This window comes from uncultured Thermosynechococcus sp. (genome assembly GCF_938074695.1).
Taxonomy (GTDB): Bacteria; Cyanobacteriota; Cyanobacteriia; order Thermosynechococcales; family Thermosynechococcaceae; genus Thermosynechococcus.
On sequence record NZ_CALJEM010000020.1, the window covers coordinates 55615 to 77530 of the forward strand.

The 21916-nt window shown below is 52.8% G+C and carries 20 protein-coding genes and 1 pseudogene; 12 read left to right on the forward strand and 9 right to left on the reverse strand.

The features are described 5' to 3' along the window. Positions 1 to 9: 9 nt before the first annotated feature. Complete coding sequence (locus tag Q0683_RS03040) at positions 10 to 495, reverse strand: RNA-binding protein (protein ID WP_298614386.1); 486 nt, start codon at positions 493 to 495, stop codon at positions 10 to 12. A 347-nt stretch (positions 496 to 842) separates the two neighbouring features. Here Q0683_RS03040 and bchI point away from each other — a divergent pair, with 347 nt between their 5' ends. Further along, entirely contained in the window at positions 843 to 1904 is a 1062-nt protein-coding gene (gene bchI, locus Q0683_RS03045; protein ID WP_366142722.1) for a magnesium chelatase ATPase subunit I, read from the forward strand. On the opposite strand, the gene Q0683_RS03050 is transcribed toward bchI, so the two are convergent. Together Q0683_RS03050 and Q0683_RS03055 are read right to left on the reverse strand one after the other, a co-directional pair. Then, positions 1901 to 2395, reverse strand: a complete 495-nt coding sequence (locus Q0683_RS03050) for a hypothetical protein (protein ID WP_298614390.1) — start codon at positions 2393 to 2395, stop codon at positions 1901 to 1903. The genes bchI and Q0683_RS03050 overlap by 4 nt on opposite strands. Beyond that, a complete protein-coding gene (locus tag Q0683_RS03055; protein ID WP_298976231.1) occupies positions 2392 to 3075 on the reverse strand; it encodes a transposase in 684 nt (227 codons plus the stop codon). Before Q0683_RS03055 ends, Q0683_RS03050 begins: the two co-directional genes overlap by 4 nt. 63 nt (positions 3076 to 3138) lie before the next feature. Here Q0683_RS03055 and tnpA point away from each other — a divergent pair. After that, positions 3139 to 3492, forward strand: a pseudogene (gene tnpA, locus Q0683_RS03060) (IS200/IS605 family transposase); the annotation flags it as partial. A gap of 99 nt (positions 3493 to 3591) precedes the next feature. On the opposite strand, the gene ylqF reads toward tnpA, so the two are convergent. Next, complete coding sequence (ylqF, locus tag Q0683_RS03065) at positions 3592 to 4428, reverse strand: ribosome biogenesis GTPase YlqF (protein WP_298613541.1); 837 nt, start codon at positions 4426 to 4428, stop codon at positions 3592 to 3594. 411 nt (positions 4429 to 4839) lie between these two features. Between ylqF and Q0683_RS03070 the strand changes: the two genes are divergently transcribed. The 3 genes from Q0683_RS03070 to Q0683_RS03080 are packed head-to-tail and all read left to right on the forward strand — an operon-like array spanning position 4840 to position 7097. Then, entirely contained in the window at positions 4840 to 6267 is a 1428-nt protein-coding gene (locus Q0683_RS03070; protein ID WP_298976233.1) for a form I ribulose bisphosphate carboxylase large subunit, read from the forward strand. Between the two features lie 53 nt (positions 6268 to 6320). Continuing rightward, complete coding sequence (locus Q0683_RS03075; protein ID WP_298613536.1) at positions 6321 to 6701, forward strand: RuBisCO chaperone RbcX; 381 nt, start codon at positions 6321 to 6323, stop codon at positions 6699 to 6701. Positions 6702 to 6740: 39 nt separating this feature from the next. Next, the gene (locus tag Q0683_RS03080) at positions 6741 to 7097 is read left to right on the forward strand and encodes a ribulose bisphosphate carboxylase small subunit (protein WP_250683123.1); all 357 of its coding nucleotides are present in this window, start codon (positions 6741 to 6743) and stop codon (positions 7095 to 7097) included. Positions 7098 to 7232: 135 nt separating this feature from the next. On the opposite strand, the gene Q0683_RS03085 is transcribed toward Q0683_RS03080, so the two are convergent. Beyond that, positions 7233 to 9962, reverse strand: a complete 2730-nt coding sequence (locus tag Q0683_RS03085) for a valine--tRNA ligase (RefSeq protein WP_298976234.1) — start codon at positions 9960 to 9962, stop codon at positions 7233 to 7235. Between the two features lie 25 nt (positions 9963 to 9987). After that, positions 9988 to 10725, reverse strand: a complete 738-nt coding sequence (gene fabG, locus Q0683_RS03090) for a 3-oxoacyl-[acyl-carrier-protein] reductase (protein ID WP_298613526.1) — start codon at positions 10723 to 10725, stop codon at positions 9988 to 9990. Positions 10726 to 11243: 518 nt separating this feature from the next. Between fabG and Q0683_RS03095 the strand changes: the two genes are divergently transcribed. Both Q0683_RS03095 and cobA read left to right on the forward strand, forming a co-directional pair. Beyond that, positions 11244 to 11885: an L-threonylcarbamoyladenylate synthase gene (locus Q0683_RS03095; RefSeq protein WP_298976235.1), complete on the forward strand. Its 642-nt coding sequence runs from the start codon at positions 11244 to 11246 to the stop codon at positions 11883 to 11885. A 53-nt stretch (positions 11886 to 11938) separates the two neighbouring features. Further along, on the forward strand, positions 11939 to 12721 hold the full coding sequence (gene cobA, locus Q0683_RS03100; protein WP_298613520.1) for a uroporphyrinogen-III C-methyltransferase: 783 nt from the start codon (positions 11939 to 11941) through the stop codon (positions 12719 to 12721). On the opposite strand, the gene Q0683_RS03105 is transcribed toward cobA, so the two are convergent. Beyond that, a complete protein-coding gene (locus tag Q0683_RS03105) occupies positions 12680 to 14560 on the reverse strand; it encodes a chloride channel protein (protein WP_298976239.1) in 1881 nt (626 codons plus the stop codon). The two genes, cobA and Q0683_RS03105, sit on opposite strands and share 42 nt — an antisense overlap. Positions 14561 to 14628: 68 nt before the next feature. Continuing rightward, on the reverse strand, positions 14629 to 15348 hold the full coding sequence (locus tag Q0683_RS03110) for an NnrU family protein (RefSeq protein ID WP_298613514.1): 720 nt from the start codon (positions 15346 to 15348) through the stop codon (positions 14629 to 14631). A 223-nt stretch (positions 15349 to 15571) separates the two neighbouring features. On the opposite strand from Q0683_RS03110, the gene Q0683_RS03115 reads away from it, so the two are divergent. The 4 genes from Q0683_RS03115 to Q0683_RS03130 all read left to right on the forward strand — a co-directional run bounded on the left by Q0683_RS03115 (position 15572) and on the right by Q0683_RS03130 (position 18738). Then, positions 15572 to 16618, forward strand: a complete 1047-nt coding sequence (locus Q0683_RS03115) for an AI-2E family transporter (RefSeq protein ID WP_298613511.1) — start codon at positions 15572 to 15574, stop codon at positions 16616 to 16618. Between the two features lie 119 nt (positions 16619 to 16737). Next, positions 16738 to 17346, forward strand: a complete 609-nt coding sequence (gene rpsD / locus Q0683_RS03120; RefSeq protein WP_298613508.1) for a 30S ribosomal protein S4 — start codon at positions 16738 to 16740, stop codon at positions 17344 to 17346. 18 nt (positions 17347 to 17364) lie between these two features. Then, positions 17365 to 18459: a peptide chain release factor 1 gene (gene prfA, locus Q0683_RS03125; protein ID WP_298613505.1), complete on the forward strand. Its 1095-nt coding sequence runs from the start codon at positions 17365 to 17367 to the stop codon at positions 18457 to 18459. A 9-nt stretch (positions 18460 to 18468) separates the two neighbouring features. Further along, the gene (locus Q0683_RS03130) at positions 18469 to 18738 is read left to right on the forward strand and encodes a YciI family protein (protein ID WP_298613502.1); all 270 of its coding nucleotides are present in this window, start codon (positions 18469 to 18471) and stop codon (positions 18736 to 18738) included. Positions 18739 to 18763: 25 nt separating this feature from the next. Here Q0683_RS03130 and chlP read toward each other — a convergent pair whose 3' ends face one another. Beyond that, on the reverse strand, positions 18764 to 19972 hold the full coding sequence (gene chlP / locus Q0683_RS03135) for a geranylgeranyl reductase (protein WP_298613499.1): 1209 nt from the start codon (positions 19970 to 19972) through the stop codon (positions 18764 to 18766). Positions 19973 to 20252: 280 nt separating this feature from the next. On the opposite strand from chlP, the gene gpmI reads away from it, so the two are divergent. Further along, positions 20253 to 21848 (forward strand): 2,3-bisphosphoglycerate-independent phosphoglycerate mutase, encoded by a 1596-nt coding sequence (gene gpmI, locus Q0683_RS03140; protein ID WP_298976242.1) that lies wholly within the window; start codon positions 20253 to 20255, stop codon positions 21846 to 21848. Positions 21849 to 21916: the final 68 nt, after the last annotated feature.

Consider the following 21916-nt stretch of genomic DNA (forward strand, 5'->3'; position numbering starts at 1 on the left):
CTAAAACACTTAAGCGTTGCTGCTTTGAGCGAGCAGCCGTTCCTTGAGTTGTGCTAAGGCATCTGCCCAGCGAGGATCTGGTTGAGCAGCTTCCGTATCTCCAGAGCCATACTCTGTCGGCGCAGCATTGGCTTGGGTACGCCGCCCATTATTTTTGTTATTTTTGCGATTGTTGCTGCGGTTGCTGGGAGTGGGTTTTTCTGCGGGTGCTTCTTCTTTTTCTTTTTCTTTAACTTCAGATTTGGGCTTGTCGTTGGCCTTCTCAATCTTGAGAGGATTGTCCTTAAAGGTGTAGCCGTTGAGTTTCTCAATCACCTGATCCGCTATTTCCTCAGATTCGACGGTAACAAAGCCAAACCCTCGGCACTTGCCAGTTTTGCGATCGGTGATCAGCTTAGTGGTACCTACTTCCCCCACTTCTTGGGTCAATAGGGCTTCTAGCTCTTCGCGGCTCAGTTCACGCGGCAGATTGCCCACATATAAACGCACGGACATAAAGAAACCTCCCTTAGACAGCTTAAAAACAACACAATTCAAAAATGGACAGTCGGGCGTGAAAAACCGCTCGCAACTGAGGCCTACATCCCACACCGGCACGTAAAGCCCCCGTCTCTATTGGTGGTGTAAAATGACTCATCTGGTTCACAGCGATTATTGCTAATTGAGAACCGTGATAGATGGGGCAGAGCAAAAGCAATGTAAGCATTTAGCTCTTAAGTTATCCCTATTTAGGCTACCACGGTTTCTCCACCTAGAGCTAGAATTTTGCGGAAAAATTTTGCTGTGGCAGGACAAACGCGATATGGCACAATAATCAATGCTGTTTTTGCGATGGGATGCCTGTGACTGCGACTGCTGTACCTCGTCGGCCTGTTTTCCCCTTTGCGGCGATTGTCGGTCAGGACGAAATGAAACTGTCACTGTTGCTCAATGTGATTGACCCCAAAATTGGGGGCGTCATGATCATGGGCGATCGCGGTACGGGCAAATCAACTACAATTCGTGCCCTAGCGGATCTGCTACCCGAAATCGAGGTAGTGGCCGATGATCCTTTTAATAGCCACCCCAGCGATCCCGATCTGATGAGCGATGCTGTGAAGGTGGCTGTGGCAGCAGGTGAACCGATTCACACCATTAAGAAAAAAGTGCCCATGGTGGATCTGCCGTTGGGGGCCACTGAAGATCGGGTGTGCGGCACAATTGACATTGAAAAAGCTCTTGCTGAGGGGGTGAAGGCCTTTGAGCCGGGACTCTTGGCAAAAGCAAATCGCGGCATTCTCTATGTGGATGAGGTCAACCTCCTCGACGATCACTTGGTGGATGTCTTGCTTGATGCGGCTGCCTCCGGCTGGAATACCGTTGAGCGCGAGGGCATTTCCATTCGTCACCCGGCACGCTTTGTCCTAGTTGGTTCTGGCAATCCAGAGGAAGGTGAACTGCGACCGCAACTCCTAGATCGCTTTGGCATGCACGCCGAGATTCGCACGGTCAAGGATCCGGCCCTGCGGGTGGAAATTGTGGAGCAGCGATCGCAATTTGATCAAAATCCCGAAGCCTTTTTGGCCAAATACCAAGCCCAACAGGAAGCGCTGCAAGCCAAGCTAGTGGCTGCTCAAGCCCTATTGCCTAGGGTCACCATTGATCACGAACTGCGGGTGAAAATTTCCCAAGTGTGCGCCGAGCTAGATGTGGATGGCCTGCGGGGAGACATTGTCACCAACCGGGCGGCCAAGGCCTTGGCTGCCTTCGAGGGACGTACCGAGGTTACCGTTGACGATATTGCACGGGTGATTGTCCTCTGTCTGCGCCACCGACTGCGCAAAGATCCGCTCGAGTCCATTGACTCCGGCTACAAGGTACGCAAGGTCTTCCAAGAGGTTTTTGGTGTGGAGATTGCCGCTTAGGCTGAGGATTGCAACCGCTCTAATCCCCACTCGTAGAGCGATCGCGCCACTCCTTTTTGAAGCTGTTGGTCTTGATTGAGAACTTGGCGAAGCATCTCTAGCAACCCTTGATGAATTTCTTGGGGGGATGCCTCTAGGGAAACATTTGCCAGCTTAGTCAACTCTTCAAGGCTGATCGCTCGATTGCAGTGAACAACCCCATTGCGATATTCATTGACGTTCGCCAGTTTTTTGACGAAGGAATCATCCGGCGATCGCTGCTCCACTTTTGCCCATGCCTGCCACAGCACCCCCAATGTCGGATCGCGATAGTTGCCTTTCTGCAAGAGTTCCTCACTTTCACTCAAGTATCCCTGCGTGCGCCAATTTTTCTGTTCACATTGCCAAAACAGAAGCCGTTCAAGCATCTGGGCAAATTGCATAAAGGCTAGGGTGTAGTTCTCCTGCTGTAAGCTCAGATCAATCAATAGCTCAAATTCCCAAATTTTCAAGAACTTGCTAGTGGCCGTTTCACTATTGGGACAATGAAGCTGGTTCCAACAATACTAACGCAAGTTAGCCAATTATCAATGCCGTGGTCAATCCCAAGAGCATTGCAGGCATTCAACGACACAGATGGAGTCTCAGGCCGTTGATAGACATACTCTGCATAGAAGCATCCATTGCGGGGCAATATTCGCACTTCTTTGAGCGAGTTCCAATCCAGGTTGGTTGGCATCGGCAAATGAATCGCATCAAGTCCAAACCAGGCTTTGACTTGATCACCTAATGGAATGCGAATTCCTCTATCTGTTAACTTCAACCATCGAGTCGGGTAAGAGACCGTGAAAAGTCCCTGCTTGCGATATTTGGGTGGGGCTGGTTTAGTTTCCAGCTGTCCAGCCCGCCACAGTTTTTGTAATGCCTTGAAGGATTTGAATGCTTCGGCCACAGCATTGCAAGTTTGTTGAGCCGAAGAAACATACATTGCAGCAAAATGTTTGTTCTTGCTCTTTACCATCTCTGAGCAAAGTTCAGCCCGATTTACGACTCGTTTTGTCTTGAAAAAGACTTGACGGGCGTAGTACAAGGCGCAGTTATAGACTTTGTTGGATTCTTGGCACAGGTACTCAAGGACAGCCTGTTCTTCTGGGTTGGGCGAGAGAAGATTTTGCCGGCAACCAAAGTCCATACTTGTGCACTGATAACATATATCATAACGATCTTCTAGCATCCTCAATTTGAATGTGCAAAGTATAACCACTACAATCACGCCGTTGGAATGGCGGGGGTGCATTATGTTTTTTGCCCGAAACGGCGCAAGAAAGTATTAATCGCAGACATCTGCACTCGACTGTTTCAAATTTGGCAAGAGTTAGCTGTTGAGAAGGGCTGGAACATCAGAGCCTTGGAAATTGCCCCAGACCATGTTCCCATTCATTTGGTTGTTAAAGCGTTCAAAGGTCGCTCCTCCAACTACTTGAGAAAAGAGTTTCCACAACTAACTCGTTTGCCTAGCCTCTGGAGTCGCTCATACTTTTTCTGTACCGCAGGCAATGTTAGTGCTGCCACAATTCAAAAATATATTGAAGACCCACATCACCGGTGATCGCCCTAACGCTTTTCCACCCAGCACTGAAGTACGGGGCTACCAAGCTGTTTTTAGGTGTTTTCACAGTTGTCTCCATTTGCGTTGGGTGCATGGATATTACTGAGGAGGATGCTCAAGGGCGATCGCCCCCAAGTAACCGCGGCGGTAGTCCTGCAACAGGTGTCGTGCCGCCCGTTCTAAGTCCCCATGGTAGCGGCGGTGGGCGAGATCATGCAGATAGGTTTCCCCCGTGTCAGTGACGGCTAAACCATAGCGATCGCTAAGGCGATCGGCGTGTCCTAACCGATGCAGCAACTCCACTAGAATCGGTGCCACCCGGCAGGGATCGTAGGCCGCTTGGCCAATATCATCACAAATGGCCAGTTTTACCGCCGCCTCTTGATTCTTAAAATTCATCGGCAAGACACCGGGGGCATCCAAAAGTTCTAACGTGGGCGACAAGCGCACCCAGCGCAGCTGCCGTGTCACGCCGGGACGGGCGGCACTTTCCACAACCCGCTGCTGTAGGAGGCGATTAATCAGGGCTGACTTGCCCACATTGGGAAACCCCAAGACAACGGCGCGCACCGCTCTTACCTGCATGCCCCGCTGTTGGCGGCGCTGGTTGATTGCTACCCCAGACTGCACTGCCGCCTGTTGGAGTCGGCGAATCCCCTCACCCCGTTGCGCATTGGTGAAAAAGACCGTCTCCCCCTGTGCCTCAAACCATGCCAGCCATTGCTGGCGATCGCGATCGCTAATTCTGTCCATACCATTAAGCACCAAAAGGCGGTGCTTGCCACTGGCCCACTGCCGAATTTGGGGATGGCAACTGGCGAGGGGTATCCGCGCATCCCGCACTTCTAAGATGACGTCCACTTGTTTGAGCTGTTCCTTGAGGGCACGTTCTGCTTTGGCAATGTGGCCGGGATACCACTGAATTATTGAACTCATAGAAATTCCACCCTCTTTCTTTGAAGAACAATAGAGCGATCGCCCCCATGGGTGCTGTTAAATTGATTTAAGGCAATGATTAGTCATTTTTTGATAGAGATCAGACTAGGATTATATCCTTCTGATTAGAAACCCATAAACAATTCTAAAGATTGATAACTCAAACCTATAGAATAATTAAGAATCTCCAAAGCAAAAGTTATTGCATTGGGTATCAACTAAGCTGATGCTTAAGCATAAGACCTACGACAACACTAAAGGCTTGTGGGTGGTTTTATCATCTCGCCGAGTCCCCTATTGCTAAGTTTTGCCCCATTTGGGGGAATCGTAGCGTTCATATTACCCATTGCAAAAGTTGCCCGTAGAGACTGCTCTATCTGGCACACTAACCGTTAAAGAGGAACAACGTCTATGGCCTACACGCAATCGAAATCCCAGAAAGCTGGGTATGAGGCAGGGGTAAAGGACTACCGCCTGACCTACTACACCCCCGATTACACTCCCAAAGATACTGATATTCTGGCGGCTTTCCGTGTGACCCCACAGCCAGGGGTGCCCTTTGAGGAAGCCGCCGCAGCCGTTGCTGCAGAATCCTCCACCGGCACCTGGACCACAGTGTGGACTGACCTGCTCACCGACTTGGATCGCTATAAGGGGCGCTGCTACGACATCGAACCGCTGCCGGGGGAAGATAATCAGTTTATTGCTTACATTGCCTATCCCCTTGATTTGTTTGAAGAAGGTTCGGTGACGAACCTCCTCACCTCGGTTGTCGGCAACGTCTTTGGCTTTAAGGCTCTCAAAGCTCTGCGCTTAGAAGATTTGCGTCTGCCGGTGGCCTACTTGAAGACCTTCCAAGGCCCGCCCCACGGCATTCAGGTGGAGCGCGATAAACTCAACAAGTATGGTCGTCCGCTTTTGGGCTGCACAATTAAGCCCAAGCTGGGTCTGTCGGCAAAAAACTACGGTCGTGCAGTTTATGAAGCACTGCGCGGTGGGTTGGACTTCACCAAAGACGATGAAAACGTCAACAGTCAACCTTTCATGCGCTGGCGCGATCGCTTCCTGTTTGTTGCTGATGCTATTCACAAAGCCCAAGCAGAAACCGGCGAAATCAAAGGTCACTACTTGAACGTGACCGCTGCGACCTGCGAAGAAATGTTAAAACGGGCAGAGTTTGCAAAAGAGCTGGGAATGCCCATCATCATGCACGACTTCCTCACCGCCGGCTTTACAGCTAATACCACCTTGTCTAAGTGGTGTCGCGATAACGGGGTGCTCCTGCACATTCACCGCGCCATGCACGCAGTGATTGACCGCCAGAAAAACCATGGGATTCACTTCCGAGTCCTGGCCAAGTGCCTGCGGATGTCCGGCGGTGATCACATCCACACGGGTACGGTGGTCGGTAAACTCGAAGGGGATAAGGCCGTCACCCTGGGCTTTGTGGATTTGCTGCGGGAAAATTACATTGAGCAAGATCGCTCCCGTGGCATTTACTTCACCCAAGATTGGGCCTCAATGCCAGGGGTGATGGCGGTTGCCTCCGGCGGTATTCACGTCTGGCACGTGCCAGCCTTGGTGGACATTTTTGGCGATGATGCCGTGCTGCAATTTGGCGGTGGCACTTTGGGTCACCCATGGGGCAATGCACCGGGGGCAACGGCCAACCGCGTGGCACTTGAAGCCTGTATCCAAGCTCGCAATGAAGGCCGCGATCTCATGCGCGAAGGCGGCGACATCATCCGTGAAGCTGCCCGCTGGAGTCCTGAACTGGCTGCCGCCTGCGAACTCTGGAAGGAAATCAAATTCGAGTTTGAGGCGCAGGACACAATCTAGGTGGGGTAAATGGGGTTCAATCGAAGCTGTGGCAACGATTTCCCCGCAGGTCTATGGATGTCAAGCACATTGCGAAGCAAACCACCAAAACCCTGATTAGTTACTTAACCTATCAGGCCGTGCGAACCGTGATCGGGCAGTTGGCCGAGACTGATCCACCGCGATCCCTCTGGCTGCACCAGTTCACGAGTCAAGAAAGTATCCAAGATGGCGAGCGCTACTTGGAAGCCCTCTTTCGCGAACAGCCCGATCTCGGTTTTCGCATTCTTACGGTGCGCGAACATCTCGCGGAAATGGTGGCAGACTACCTACCGGAAATGCTGCGGACTGGCATCCAGCAGGCCAATTTACAACACCGCTGTCAACAACTGGAGCGGATGACCCAAGTGTCTGACGCCAATGTTGAGAGCAACAACCGCGAAACTCCTGAATAAGTTGTTAACTGTGTTAATTGTGAACCAATTGAGGAAGCTATGAAGACCCTACCCAAAGAGCGTCGTTACGAAACCTTCTCCTACCTGCCTCCCCTTAGTGACGCCCAAATTGCCCGCCAAATCCAGTACGCCATTGATCAGGGCTACCATCCTTGCGTGGAGTTTAACGAAAGCTCTGATGCAGAAATTCGCTACTGGACAATGTGGAAGCTGCCCCTCTTTAACTGCACCAATGCCCAAGAGGTACTCAATGAGGTACAGCAGTGCCGTTCTGAGTATCCCAACTGTTTCATCCGCGTGGTGGCCTTTGACAACATTAAACAGTGTCAAGTGATGAGCTTCATTGTCTATAAGCCCAATCAGGCCAACAGCGGCTACAGTGGCTATCGCTATTAAGGCTGAGACCTTCTCAGTTCATTGCAGTTGAATTGCAGTTCAGGGGGGCGTTGCCTCCCTATTTTTTGTTTGGGCATCCCGTTCTCGGATCATTTTAATCGCCTCCCCTTTACCGTCATCATGGCACTGCTGGGTTTAAGGATGGACAGTCAGGGACTGGAGTCGGCGTTCGATAATGGTCAGTTGTTGCTGGGCAGCGGCCAGTTGGGCTTGGGCTGTGGCTACTACCTCGGGTTGGGCTTTGTGGACAAAGTTGGGGTTGTTGAGGCGAGCCGTTAAAGACTGGATTTCCCCCGTTAGGCGATCGCTCTCCTTCTGGAGTTTAGTTGCCAAGGCCGCCACATCCACGACCCCCGCGAGGGGAATGAGCACCTCACTCTTGCCCACCACACCACTAAAGACCTGCGAGGGAATTTGCAGTCCGCTGCCAATCGTCAGCGACTCCAGACGAGCCAAATGTTGAATATCGGCAGCCCCGGCTTCAAAAATCGGCTCTTCCTCGGCACTGGCTTCAATCAGAGCACTCACATAGACTCCGGGTTTAATCCCCGCCTCTGCCCGTAGATTCCGAATGGTGCGGATCGTTTCAATTAAAAGGCTAAATTGGGCTTCCAGCTCAGGATCAATAGCGCGGCGGTTTACTTTTGGGTAGGGTTGCACCGCCAAAACTTCACTGTCTTCCACTTGATGCAATGTGTGCCAGATTTCCTCAGTAATGTGGGGCATAAAAGGATGGAGCAACTTCAGGGTGCCATCCAGCACGGTAGCCAGCACCTGCTGAGCGGTGCGCTTGGCCTTGGGGTTTTCTCCTTGCAAACGCGGCTTGACCAGTTCAATGTACCAGTCGCAGAAATCACCCCAGATGAATTCATAGAGTCCCTTAGCGGCTTCCCCAAGGCCATAGCTTTCAATCCGCTGGCGGGTGGTTTGAACGGTCGTATGGTAGCGACTGAGAATCCAGCGATCGCTAGCTGCTAGATCCCGCCGCCGCGGTGTTCCCAACTGGGCGGGGGTTTGTCCCTCCAGATTCAGCAGGACAAAGCGGGAAGCATTCCAAAGTTTGTTAGCAAAGTTGCGGGCGGCCTCGACTGTGGCCGACTCATCGGTCTTGCGATTGTAGGCTAGGCGAATATCCTGACCGGCACCCACCACTTCCTTGACCAAGCTGTAGCGGAGGGCATCGGTGCCGTATTTGTCAATGAGAATGAGCGGGTCAATGCCATTGTTGGCGGACTTGGACATTTTTTTGTTGTTTTCATCCCGCACCAAGCCATGGATATAGACATCGCGGAAGGGGATTTTTCCGGTGAGGTACTGCCCCAGCATGGTCATCCGTGCCACCCAGAAAAAGATGATGTCAAACCCTGTAACAAGGGTGGTGGTGGGGTAATAGCGGCGATAGTCGGGGGTGTCCTCAGGCCAGCCTAGGGTAGAAAAAGGCCATAGGCCAGAGGAAAACCAAGTATCTAGGACATCCTCATCCTGCTGGAGTTGAATCTCCTGGCCAAATTGGGCGATCGCCTTGGCGCGCGCTTCCGTTTCATTCATCGCTACCACAAAGGGAGTGTCATCGCGCACTTCACCGTTGGTTTCACTGACCACGTACCAAGCGGGAATTTGATGCCCCCACCACAGTTGCCGCGAGATACACCAATCCCGCAGATTCACCAGCCAATCGCGATAGACCTTGGCCCAGCGATCGGGGATAAAGCGGGGGGAGTGCTTGTGATCCAGCGCCTTGAGGGCAGCATCTGCCAAGGGACGAATTTTCACAAACCACTGGGTAGAAAGCAGGGGTTCAATGGGCACTTTGCCGCGATCGCTATAGGGAACCGTATGTTTGTAATCCTCCACCCGTACTAAAAAGCCCTCTGCCTCTAGGCGAGCCACCACCTGCTTGCGAGCCACAAAGCGGTCCAAACCGGCAAATTCCCCTGCATTCTCATTGAGGGTGCCATCCTTATTCATCAGGTTAATCATCGGTAGGTGATGGCGTTGCCCCATGAGAAAGTCGTTGGGATCATGGGCGGGGGTGACCTTGACGCAGCCAGTGCCAAACGTCGGATCCACCAACGGATCGCCAATCACGGGAATTTCTCGATTCACTAGGGGCAGGCGTACTGTTTTACCAATGAAATGTCGGTAGCGATCGTCCTCCGGATGGACTGCCACCCCCGTATCCCCCAGCATCGTTTCCGGACGGGTTGTCGCCACCTCCAAATATCCTGAGCCATCCGCCAGCGGATAGCGAAAATACCAGAGATGCCCCTGCACCTCCCGGTTTTCCACCTCCAAGTCCGAGACTGCCGATTGGCTGGCGGGACACCAGTTCACCAAATACTTACCGCGATAGATTAGCCCTGCGTCGTAGAGGCGATTAAAGGCGGTCAGCACTGCCCGCGACAGTCCCTCGTCCATGGTGAAGCGCTCCCGCGACCAATCCACCGATAGACCTAAGCGGCGAATTTGGCTGACAATTGTATTTCCCGATGCCTCTTTCCACGCCCATGCCCGCTGGAGATAGGCCTCTCGTCCAAGGGCAAAGCGGTTGGTGCCCTCCGCCTGCAACTGTTGATCCAAAATAGTGCTGACAGCAATACTGGCGTGGTCTGTCCCTGGCAGCCAGAGGACATTGCGGCCAATCATGCGGTGGTAACGAACCAAGACATCAATTAGGGCATGCTCAAAGGCGTGCCCCATGTGCAGACTGCCGGTGACATTGGGGGGTGGAATGACAATGCAGTAGGGTTTACCAGGACGGTTGGGATCAGCGTGAAAAACACCGCTGTGCTCCCAAAGCTGTTGCCACTTGGCTTCGGTTTGCTTGGGATTATATTGACTGGGAAGGGTAATTGCGTTGGTCATGGGTTGCTGCACTACTCCAAGCCATTTAGGCCATTACCATACCACCATCCACATTGAAGACTTGCCCCGTAATGTAGGCGGCTGCTGGATCCAAGGCCAAAAAGCGCACCATGCCCGCCACTTCCATGGGTTCGCCATACCGCCCCAGAGGAATAAATTTAAGAATTTCTTCGGCTTTTAGACCCGCTGTCATCTCCGTGGCAATAAAGCCGGGGGCAACAGCATTGACAGTAATGCCCCGACTGGCTAACTCCTTGGCAACGGTTTTCGTAAAGCCAATTACGCCCGCTTTGGCAGCACTGTAGTTGGCTTGGCCGGGGTTGCCCATTTGTCCTGCTACAGACGCAATGTTGATAATCCGTCCCCGCCTTTGCTTGAGCATTAACTTACTCACCGCACGAGTACACAGGAAAACGCCGGTCAGGTTGAGGTTAATCACCGCCTGCCAGTCCTCAAGGCTCATGCGCAGCAGCAGTGTGTCGCGGGTAATACCGGCATTGTTGACCAAGACATCCACACGGCCGTAGGTTTCCAGTGTTTTTGCCACTAGGGCATCCACTTGCTCAGGGATAGAAACGTCAGCAGCAATGGGAATGGCTTTTCCCCCTTGTTGTTCAATAGTCTGCACTACTTCAAGGGCGGCCTCAGCCGAACGGGCGTAGTTGACAACCACCGTAGCTCCCTCCTTCGCCAGTTCAAGGGCGATCGCCCGACCAATTCCCCGTGAGGCACCGGTAACAATGGCAACAGCTGCTTCGCTCAAATTCGTTCTCTCCTAAGGGCAAAAATGCTGCACGGATGCATAACCCATCACAAATTTTAACAGTGGATGTTACCCCTCTTGGTGCTAGGGCGCGTCATCCCAATAGATCAGCTAGGTCAACACGTAAACTTTCCACCGACTGAAGTCGGGGCTTTCAGCAGCCCTAGGCAACCTGGCAAGCCAAGAAAACTGAACTCCTTGTCTGCCTTCGGCTCGTTTTCAGTGTGGCGTCCGCTGCTCTCGATGTATTGGCGCACGATGGAAATCGGCGCACCGTCACAACTTGAAGCAACCTAGGACGGCGACCACAGCTTCCGTCGGCATGAAAAGCGCAGTAGGCCATGAGCCGCCTCATTCCCGCATATCGAACCGCGTGGGCGGTGGGAAGCAGGAACTTCTCCGGCTTTCAGGCCGGGAAGGATGTCAATAGGGCTAATAGTCCTCGGAGGTGCGTTCGCCCATGCCTTGCCGTTAAACTAAAACTACGCTATGGCAGCAGTGCCCTTGTGGATTCTTTAATGGCAGCGATTTTTGAACTTCATCCTGTTAACCCCCAACCCCGCGCGATCGCCCAAATTGTTGAGGCTCTCAAAGAAGGGGCAGTCATGCTCTACCCCACCGATACAGTCTATGCCATTGGCTGCGATATGAACCACAAAGCAGCGGTGCAACGGGTACGCCACCTCAAGCAACTCTCCAACGATAAACCTGTCACCTTTTTGTGCTCTTCTCTCTCCAACATTGCCCAGTATGCCTATGTCAGCGATTCCGCTTACCGCCTCATGCGTCGCCTGGTTCCGGGACCCTACACCTTTTTGCTGCCGGCTACTAAACTGGTGCCCCGCCTTGTCCAAAATCCCAAACGCAAAACTACGGGGATTCGTGTACCTAACCACGTCGTAAGCCAAGCGCTGTTGACCGCCTTGGGTAATCCCATTATTTCCACCTCGGCACGGTTGCCCGAGGACGAAACCTATTATGTGAATACCGCAGATCTCTTCGATGTCTTTGACAAACAGGTGGATTTGATTATTGATACGGGGGAGCCGCCGGGACAGCAAACGTCGAGTATCCTTGATCTCACCGTCGAACCACCGCTACTGGTACGCAAGGGACAAGGGTGGGAAGCGCTACCGGCAGAAATGGTGAGTGTTGAGTAAACTCCTCTAGCTCCTCAGCAGGTAGAAACCGTGACACAGGGTCTTATTCAAGAATGAGTTCATCCCAATTGATCGGAAAAGTATATTTGGTGGGCGCAGGGCCGGGAGATGTGGGACTACTGACGGTGCGTGCCAAGACACTGCTGGAATGGGCAGATGTGGTGCTCTACGATGCGCTGATTAGCCCCGAAATTCTTGGCTTGATTAACCCACAAGCAGAAAAAATTCATGTGGGCAAGCGGCGGGGGAATCACACTCTTTCCCAGGCTGAGATTTGTCGCCTGTTGATTGATTTGGCAAAGCGCCATGCGGTCATTGTGCGCCTTAAGGGGGGCGATCCCTTTGTCTTTGGCCGGGGCGGTGAAGAGTATCTGGCATTGGTGCAGGCAGGCATTACTGTGGAAGTGGTGCCGGGGATCACCAGTGGCGTGGCTGCCCCAGCCTATGCGCAGATTCCCCTGACCCATCGGGATTTGAGTTCTTCGGTGGTCTTTGTCACAGGCCATGAGTCTGCGGGCCGCTATCAACCGCGGGTCAATTGGTCGGCGCTGGCTACGGCGGTAGATACGATTGTGATCTACATGGGACTTCACCACTTAGGGGAGATTGTGCCGCAACTGATAGCGGGTGGGCGATCGCCCCAGACCCCCTTAGCCTTGATTGAATCGGGAACCACACCGCAGCAACGGGTGGTGGTGACAACATTGGAACGAGCGATCGCCACCTGCGAGGCAGCAAAAATTCAAACCCCTGCTCTAATTGTCATTGGCGAAGTCATTCACCTGCGCGCCCAGTTAATGGAAAGTCTGCAGCAAATCGGAAGCCACCGGTTCTGAAGGCATAGATAACATTGCTCGCTCTAGGTAGGGCAGTAGCTTACGCCGCGTCTGATCCAAATAGTAGGCAAGGCGAATATCTTCTCTGGTGAGCAGTCCCAAAACCTGTTGCGGGTTGTTGCGATCCACCACTGGCAACTGCCGCAAATCCCGCGCCCCCATGCGATCTAGGGCATCCTTTAGCGGTTCATCCCGATAGGCAAGCAGTAGGTTACGCGTACACACAGCGCCCACCGTTTGCGTCTGATAAGCGGTGGTTTCCTGATCGGCCTCCCAACGGGCAAGCACGCGGTTAACATCCCCCAGCGTGAGAAGGCCAACCAGTTGCTGTTGATTGTCAATCACAAATGAACAGTAGGCTTTTCTTTCAATGAGTTGCAGCCCTGCAACCACCAGAGGAATCGTTTCATTTAACAACAGCACATTGGACTGCATGGCTTCGGCAACCGAAAGATTAGCTAAACTCTCCTCTGGCTCCGCTTCCTGAGACTGAACCCTGACTGCCAATGGCGGCAGTTCCTGCCGTTTTTGAAAACTATTCATTAACCAGACACTTAGACCCACTGCGGCCATCAGGGGTAGGATAATCCGATAGTCCCGCGTCATTTCAAAGAGCAGCAAAATCGCCGTCAAGGGAGCATTGACACTGGCGGCAAGAACCGCTGCCATTCCCACCGTTGCGTAGGCGGCAGGAGTAGCAATACTATCAGCAAACATCGGTAGCAGGAGGGGCAACACCTTACCATAAGCAGCACCCAAGGAGGCTCCCAAAAAGAGAGCCGGTGCAAAGATACCGCCAATCAAACCACTGCCTAAGCTCACCGCCGTCAACACCATCTTGGCCAAGAGCAACACCAATAGGAGCCCCAAGGGAAAGTGGACATCCCGCAGAATGGCTTCTACTGTCTCATAGCCAATTCCTAGTACTTGGGGTAAGTGCAGGGCAACCAAGCCAACACACAGCCCCCCCACAAGGGGACGCAGCGGTAGGGGAATGCGGCCTAAACACTGCAGTGGGGCAATTTTGCCCTGAAAGATCAGGGGTAACCACCGAAGCAACTGAGTATAGGCGACGGCAACACCGTAGGCGAGAAGCCCCAAACCTAGGTACAAAGGCAGCTCTAGGGAACTGCGCACCTCATAGGTCGGCAAATCAAAGGCAGGTTGGGAACCTAGGCCAATCTGGGTAATGAGGGCAGAAATAACAGCTGCTAACAGCACTACACTTACAGCCGTTGTTTCAAACGTGGTTCCTAAAACCACCTCTAGAGCAAAGAAGACGCCAGCGATCGGGGCATTGAAGCCGGCTGCCAAACCTGCCGCTGCTCCTGCACCGAGGAGTAACTTTTGCCGCCCTCGCGAAACCTTCAGCGCTTGACCCAAGAGAATGCCGAGATTGGCGCCCACTTCCACACTGGGGCCTTCTGGACCGAGGGAGGCACCTGTGCCGAGGGAAATCGCCGCCGCAAGGGTTTTGGCAATAGGGCGAATGAAGGGAATTTCCTTGCCAGCTTCTACAGTCCCCATCAGTGACATCAGGTTGGGACTAAAGTCCTGAACCAACCAGCGGATTGTCCCCACCAGCAAGCCCCCAAGCATAGGAATACAGGCCAGGGTCCAAGTGCCCAATTGACCGATGAGTCCCATCAACTTTTCAAGGGCAATGTGATGAATCGCTTCAATCAGGTAACGAAATAGCAACACACTGAGTCCCGCGCTGCCGCCAATCAGTACTGCCAAGAGGAGTACGACGGTTTCGGGGGGCGGTTGCAATTGATTGAAAAGACGAGGAAGGCGAGATTCAGCAGCAGAAGGGGGGAAAGAAAAGAGGGGGGACACGGGTGGAAAAAACTTGCCTGAAACGGGATATCTCTAACCTCAATTATGCGCAATTTCTACAGGAAACGCTAAAAGGGCAAGATTTGAGGGGTGACACGGTAAAAGTAGGGGTGCAGCCACCACAGCAACGCAACAAAAATGGCCACTCCCCCATAGGCGGGGCGCAAAAATTCCTGCCACACCAACTGTTGTTTGCCTTCCCAAATGGCCTTGAAGGGGAGGATTGAGGTGCGAGCTTTCAGGGCGGTAAAAGCCTCGCCATGCCGTGCGTACCAACGGCGATCGCCATGCCAAACGCCAAAGCAGTGGTGGGCAATTAGACCTAGGGAAGTCAACAGGGTAAAGGAGGTCCCCAACCACAGAGTATGGGCCACACACCAGAGGACTTGTCCCCACAACTGCGGGTGGCGGGTAATGCGAATAATCCCCGTTTCATAGAGGTGAATCTCTGGCTTTTGCACGGCGGCAATTTCTAGCAAGTTAAAGGTGGCTGGATAGAGGAAGAGAAACGAGACTGCCGATAAGCTCCACACCAGTGCCCCCATACCCGGCACCCCCTGGAGTTGCCACAGCTGGACGCCGTCGTAGCGATGTGCCAAAAAGTAGAGAATCAAAAGGGTGGCTAAGGGCAAGCTCACAAGGGCAAAAAAAATGCGATAAAGGCGGGCACCCACTCGCTTTTCTGCCCAGGAGCGGAGGCTAGCCAATCCACTGTGGGCGATCGCAAACAAGAGCAACAGACCCACCATGATCCACTGGGAACTGGTTTGCCAACTGTGGTCATCCACGCCAACTTACTCCACACAATTGAGACCCTTATCCTATGATCCCAAAGGTGCAGACCGACTGTAAAGCAAGGGGAATAAAGCCCTTTGGCAAAGTATAGCTGCCTCCCCCAGGGGCTCGGTGTCCGACCCCAATCTTGAGTGGGTTAGCCTAAAATCGGCTGGAGGCCGCACAATTCCCTCTGTAGGCTATAGTCAAGGCATTGCAAGCTTGCTGATGCAATCTATGTTCAATTGGTTCGATCGCCTTGAAAACCGCCGCCTGTGGCGCCTACTTTTACTTTTTGCCCTCGGCTGGATTGGGGTGCAACTGTTGTCCTACTTTGCCTACGTTTTGCTAGTTTTTCTTTTTGCCGCTATTTTGGCGTTTTTGCTCAACTATCCCGTGGGCTGGCTCAAGAGGTATCTCCCCCATGGGGTTGCAGTGACGGTTGTCTTTCTTGGCACACTTGCTATTTTGATCGGGCTAGGAATTACCCTCGGCTTGGCAATCATTGGCCAGTTACAAGAGCTAATCACCAATTTGCCTGAGCAAATTGATCTGTGGATTGAGTCCCTTGAGAACATGCAGCAGTTTCTCCGCCGCTGGAATCTGGACATTAATTTCCAGCAACTGGAGTCAGAATTGCGCAACTTTACGCTTGCGGGCATTCAGTTTGGCTTTGGCAAACTCCAGTCAGTGTTTGGTCTCTTTCTGGGCGGCATCATTATTGCTGTGATTACTTTCTTCATGCTGCTGGAGGGGGAACCCCTGTGGCAGTATCTATTGAGCTTTTTGTCCGAGCCGTGGCGCGAGCGCTTGCCCTTAGCCTTAAGGCGAAATTTTCTGGGCTTTTTTTGGGGGCGTTTTCTACTTTCGCTATTTTTTGGCGCCTCTGTTTTTGTGGTGCTCTTGATTCTCCAGGTGCCCTACACCTTAGCATTGGCAGCCATTGCTGGCAGCTTTGATCTCATTCCCGGCATTGGCGCCACCCTTGGAATTGGACTTGTCTGTTTGGTTTTGCTTCCCAAAGGAGTTTTGCTGAGTTTACAGGTGCTGATTAGCTGTATTGTCCTGCAGCAGGTGGAAGAAAATCTCCTAATGCCGCGAATTATGGGAGATTCTGTGAACTTAAATCCAATTGTTCTATTCTTTGCCCTTTTGGTGGGCGGAACCGTGGGCGGTTTGGCGGGGATTTTTTTGGCCATTCCGCTGACGGGTACAATGGTCAGCCTTTTGGATCTGAAGGCTCTGCAGGCAGGCCGTGAGACTGACCTTCCCTCCTCCCCCTAGGGTTGCGATCGCCCCTATTCTCTTGATACACTAGACAAGCTGATCCAGTTGCCCTCGGCACATCAGTTGATCTTTCGTTTGGTTAGACACCATCATCATTGTAGGTTGGGTATAGTTGCATGGCTCGATATCGTGGCCCTCGTTTGAGAATTGTCCGTCGTCTGGGTGAGCTACCCGGTCTCACCCGCAAAACTCCCAAGCGGAGCTATCCCCCCGGTCAACATGGCCAAGCTCGCAAAAAACGCTCGGAATACGCCCTGCGCCTTGATGAAAAGCAAAAACTGCGCTTCAACTACGGGATCTCGGAGCGGCAACTGGTGCGCTATGTGCGCAAAGCCCGTCGCGTGAGTGGTTCCACGGGGCAAACCCTCCTACAATTATTGGAAATGCGGCTGGATAACACCGTTTTCCGCCTGGGTATGGCACCCACGATTCCAGCAGCCCGCCAACTGGTGAACCATGGCCATATCCTCGTCAATGGCCGCTGTGTTTCCATTCCCAGCTATCAGTGCCGTCCGGGGGATGTGATTACAGTTCGCGATAACGAGCGATCGCGCCGCTTGGTGGAAACCAATCTTCAAAATCCCGGCCTTGCCAATATTCCCAGTCATCTGGAGCTAGATAAAAGTACCCTCACCGGCAGAGTCACGGGCATTGTGGAGCGGCAGTGGGTCGCCCTTGAAGTCAACGAACTCCTTGTGGTTGAGTACTACTCCCGTAAAGTTTAGAGTCTCGCCGTTCTTCCTATGGCAGAAGCCTATCTTTTGGAAAAACTACGCACTGTCGAGCAAACCTTTACGGAACTCACCCGTCGGTTGGCGGATCCCGATGTGGCGGTCAATCCAACAGAGTTTCAGAAGGTAGCTCGCTCCCGTGCTGCCCTAGAGGAAACGGTCAATGCTTACCATGAATGGCAGTCCTTGACTCAGCAACTCGTGGATGCCCGCCAACTCCTGAAAGAGGCGGTCAATGAACCGGAACTGCGGCAAATGGCTGAGGAGGAAGTGGCTAATCTGAGTCGCCGCATCGCCGAACTTGAGGAACGCCTGAAAATTCTACTCTTGCCCCGCGACCCCAATGATGAGAAAAACATCATGCTGGAAATTCGCGCCGGCGCAGGGGGAGATGAGGCAGGCATTTGGGCAGGGGATTTGGTGCGGATGTACTCCCGCTATGCCAAAACGCAGGGGTGGCAGGTTACGTTAGTGAGCGAATCCCTGGCTGAGATGGGCGGCTTCAAGGAGGCAATCCTTGAAATCAAGGGCGATCGCGTCTATAGCAAGCTGAAGTTTGAATCCGGTGTCCATCGCGTGCAGCGGGTACCCGTCACCGAAGCAGGGGGACGAATCCATACCTCAACGGCCACGGTGGCGGTGATGCCTGAAGTGGATGAAGTGGAAGTCGAAATCGATCCAAAAGATATTGAAATTACCACGGCGCGATCCGGGGGGGCAGGCGGCCAAAATGTCAACAAGGTGGAAACGGCTGTTGACCTCTTCCACAAGCCGACAGGCATTCGCATCTTCTGCACCGAAGAACGCAGCCAGTTGAAGAACAAGGAGCGAGCCTTTCAAATTCTGCGGGCGAAGCTCTACGAAATGAAGCTGCGGGAGCAGCAGGAGGCCATTACCTCAATGCGCCGCTCCCAAGTGGGAACAGGCGATCGCTCTGAAAAAATCCGCACCTACAACTACAAAGACGACCGCGTCACCGATCACCGCCTAGGGCAAAACTTTAGTCTCAGTAGTGTCCTAGAAGGCGATCTCGAACCAATTATTCAAGCCTGTATTGCCCGCGATCAGCAGGAACAACTGGCACAACTCGCTGCCGAACAGGCCTAGGAGGATGAAATGACAAAATTTGTGGCTTGGGGACGTTATTGCGAGGATGTCCTTGAGCGACGTGCCCCCTATCGCCAAGCGCATCTTGACGGTCTTGCAGCTCAAAAAGCCCAAGGGATTCTCATCACCATCGGACCCACCAAAGATCTGCGCTACTTTTTTGCCATTTACGAGGCAGATAACGAAGAAAAGGTGCGCCAGCTCATTGAAAACGACCCCTACTGGCAGCACCAAGTCTGGATAGAATACAACATCCACGAGTGGATTCAAGCCCTCTGAGGGGAAAAGCGCAGACAAAACGCACCTAGGGAGCGAGGGCATTACCCCGCATTAGACTGCCGATTGTTTTGGCCGTAATCTTCAACTGCACCAGTGGGTTAGCAGGAACAACTGTTTTGTAGAGGTAGCTATCAAAAGTAAGCTTTTGGACATCAATGTCGCTACACATCTCCACAAAGGCCTCACGGGTAGCATCGGAGCGATAGAAGACTCGTTGCAGCAGGTCTAAAACCAGATAAGTCATGCCGTAGGCTTTATCCCAGCGTTTTAGATATTGCTTTAAGTCAGCTTCTGTAGGGATTCGCCGCCCACCGTTGCTGGTTTCCACAATAGTTTCAGCGCACATGCGCGCTGACTTAGCGGCAAAGTAGATGCCTTCCCCAGAGGACTTGGTGACCGTACCCGCTGCATCTCCCACGAGAGCCACGCGACCGACCACCCGCCGTGGCCGAGGATGCTCAGGAATGGGGTGGGCTTCCACCTTAATAATTTGTCCCCCTGCCAGTTTGGCAGCAGCGCGGGCGCGAATTCCCGCTTGCAGTTCTCGAATGCGGTCCTTGTTAACTTTCATGGTGCCGGTGCCCACGGCCACATGGTCATATTTCGGGAAGACCCATGCATAGAAGTCAGGAGATACGTCATTCCCCACGTACATTTCCGCCAGCTCTTGGTAGTAGGCCATTTTGTCCTCAGGTAGGCGGATGCGCTCCTGATAGGCAATGGCATAGTTGTAATCCCCAGCATCAATTTCCTTGGCAATGCGGGAATTTGCCCCATCGGCTCCAATCACGACATCCACCTCAAGGCTATGGGCAGTACCATCCTCTTGGACATAGTGGAGGGTGTAGGGCTGATCGCCGGTGGCGGGTTGTTCCAGCTTAAAGACGGTGCCATTGATCAAGTGGGCACCCAAATCCGCTGCTCGATTGCGCATATAGCTATCGAGGACTTCGCGGCGGCACATCCCGATATACTCGTGCTCCTTAAGGGTATGGCCAATGTTCACCTCGATATTGGAGGGAGAAATCATTTTCATTTTGCGCACGCGGCGGTCAATAATTTCCGGTGGCAAGTCAAATTCACTGACCATGCACAGGGGGATCGCACCGCCACAGGGCTTGGCATTGTCTAATTTACGTTCAAAGAGATAAGTCTGGATTCCGGCTTTAGCTAAGGTTTCAGCGGCCGAGGAACCCGCTGGACCACCACCAACTACTGCGACCCGAAGTGACAACGGATAACTCCCAATTTTGGCTAACAGACAACAGTTTGGATACTATCATGGCAATTTTTTGTCTTCAAGGATTTAATCCTGAAAAGCCGCATCTGTAACAGTTTTCAACATTTGGCCATCTCTAATCCGCTAGGATAGATCTTCTATTGATTCAGAATTGATTGAGTTTGTGGACTGTAGCGGCAGTAACCCGATTTGTCTCTCGCGGTCGAGAATGGTATCATTTGCGAGGTTATAAAATTTACCTCATTTCCCGGAAAAGTTAAGGTAGGGCATTCACATGGCATCGTCTCCTGTTGCGCCCGTTGTTTTAATCATTTTGGATGGTTGGGGCTATCGCGAAGAAACCTATGGCAATGCGATCGCCAGCGCCAATACTCCTGTCATGGACAGTTTGTGGCAGGTCTATCCCCACACGTTGATTTACACCTCTGGAAAGGCAGTGGGACTCCCCAAGGGACAAATGGGTAACTCGGAGGTGGGACACTTAAATATTGGTGCCGGACGCATTGTTCCCCAGGAGTTGGTGCGCATTTCCGATGCTATTGAGGATGGCAGCTTCTTTACCAATCCTGTGCTGGTGCATCTGTGCCAAACCGTGAAGGAACGCAATGGCAAGCTTCACTTTATCGGCCTGTGTTCCGCCGGCGGCGTACATTCCCACATTGAGCACCTCTACGGGTTGGTGGAACTGGCAAGGCGCCAGGAGTTACCCGCCTGTATCCATGCCATTACCGATGGTCGTGATACACCCCCCCGCGATGCAGCGGGCGTTCTTGAGGAATTGGAGCAACGCCTGAAGACAGTAGGGTGTGGACAAATTGTTACAGTGAGTGGTCGTTACTATGCCATGGATCGCGATCGCCGTTGGGATCGCACCGAGGCGGCCTACCGCGTCATGACGAGCAATGAGAATATTCAACCCCTGCGGGCGGCGGAGGTGGCCAGTAAGTCCTATGCGCAGGATATTGGCGATGAATTTATTGTGCCCACCCGCATTGCGGAGGGTGCAGTTGAACCGGGAGACGGTGTGGTGTTCTTTAATTTCCGTCCCGATCGCGCCCGCCAACTCACCCAAGCCTTTATTGACCCTGACTTTAGCGGCTTTGAACGCAGGCTGATTACACCACTGGAATATGTGACCTTGACACAGTACGATACTAACTTTAACTGTGGGGTGGCCTTCCCCCCGCAAAACCTCAATCATATCTTAGGGGAGGTGATTGCCGAGCATGGCCTGAAGCAACTGCGGGCAGCGGAAACGGAAAAATATGCCCACGTCACCTACTTTTTTAATGGCGGCCTCGAGGAACCCTTCCCCGGAGAGGATCGCATTCTCATCCCCAGTCCGATGGTGGCCACCTACGATCAAGCGCCGGCCATGTCTGCCCTCGCTGTCACAGAAGCGGTTAGGGAAGCCATTGAAAAGCAGGAATATGCCCTCATTGTGGTCAACTTTGCCAATCCCGATATGGTGGGACACACAGGGCAATTGGAGGCCACCGTCCAAGCCATTGAAACGGTGGATCGCTGCGTGGGAGTGCTCGTAGAAGCAGCAACAAAAGTGGGGGGCACACTGCTGATCACCGCCGATCATGGCAACGCTGAGTACATGATTGACGAGGACGGCAACCCTTGGACGGCTCACACCACCAACCCTGTTCCCTTCATCTTGGTGGAAGGGGAGAAACGTAAAATCCCCGGCCATGGTGCGGATGTCACCCTGCGGCAGGACGGCTGCCTTGCGGATATTGCGCCGACCATTCTGGAAATTTTGGAGCTGCCTCAACCCCCTGAGATGACGGGACGATCGCTAATTGCCGATGCCCCCTACGAAATCCGTCTAAATCGTACACCGGTTTCTCTTAAGGTCTAAAGCCGTTCTCAGCCCAAGGGTGACGGCACAAAACTTTAGGATTTCTTAAAATGGGAGCAGTGCTTATC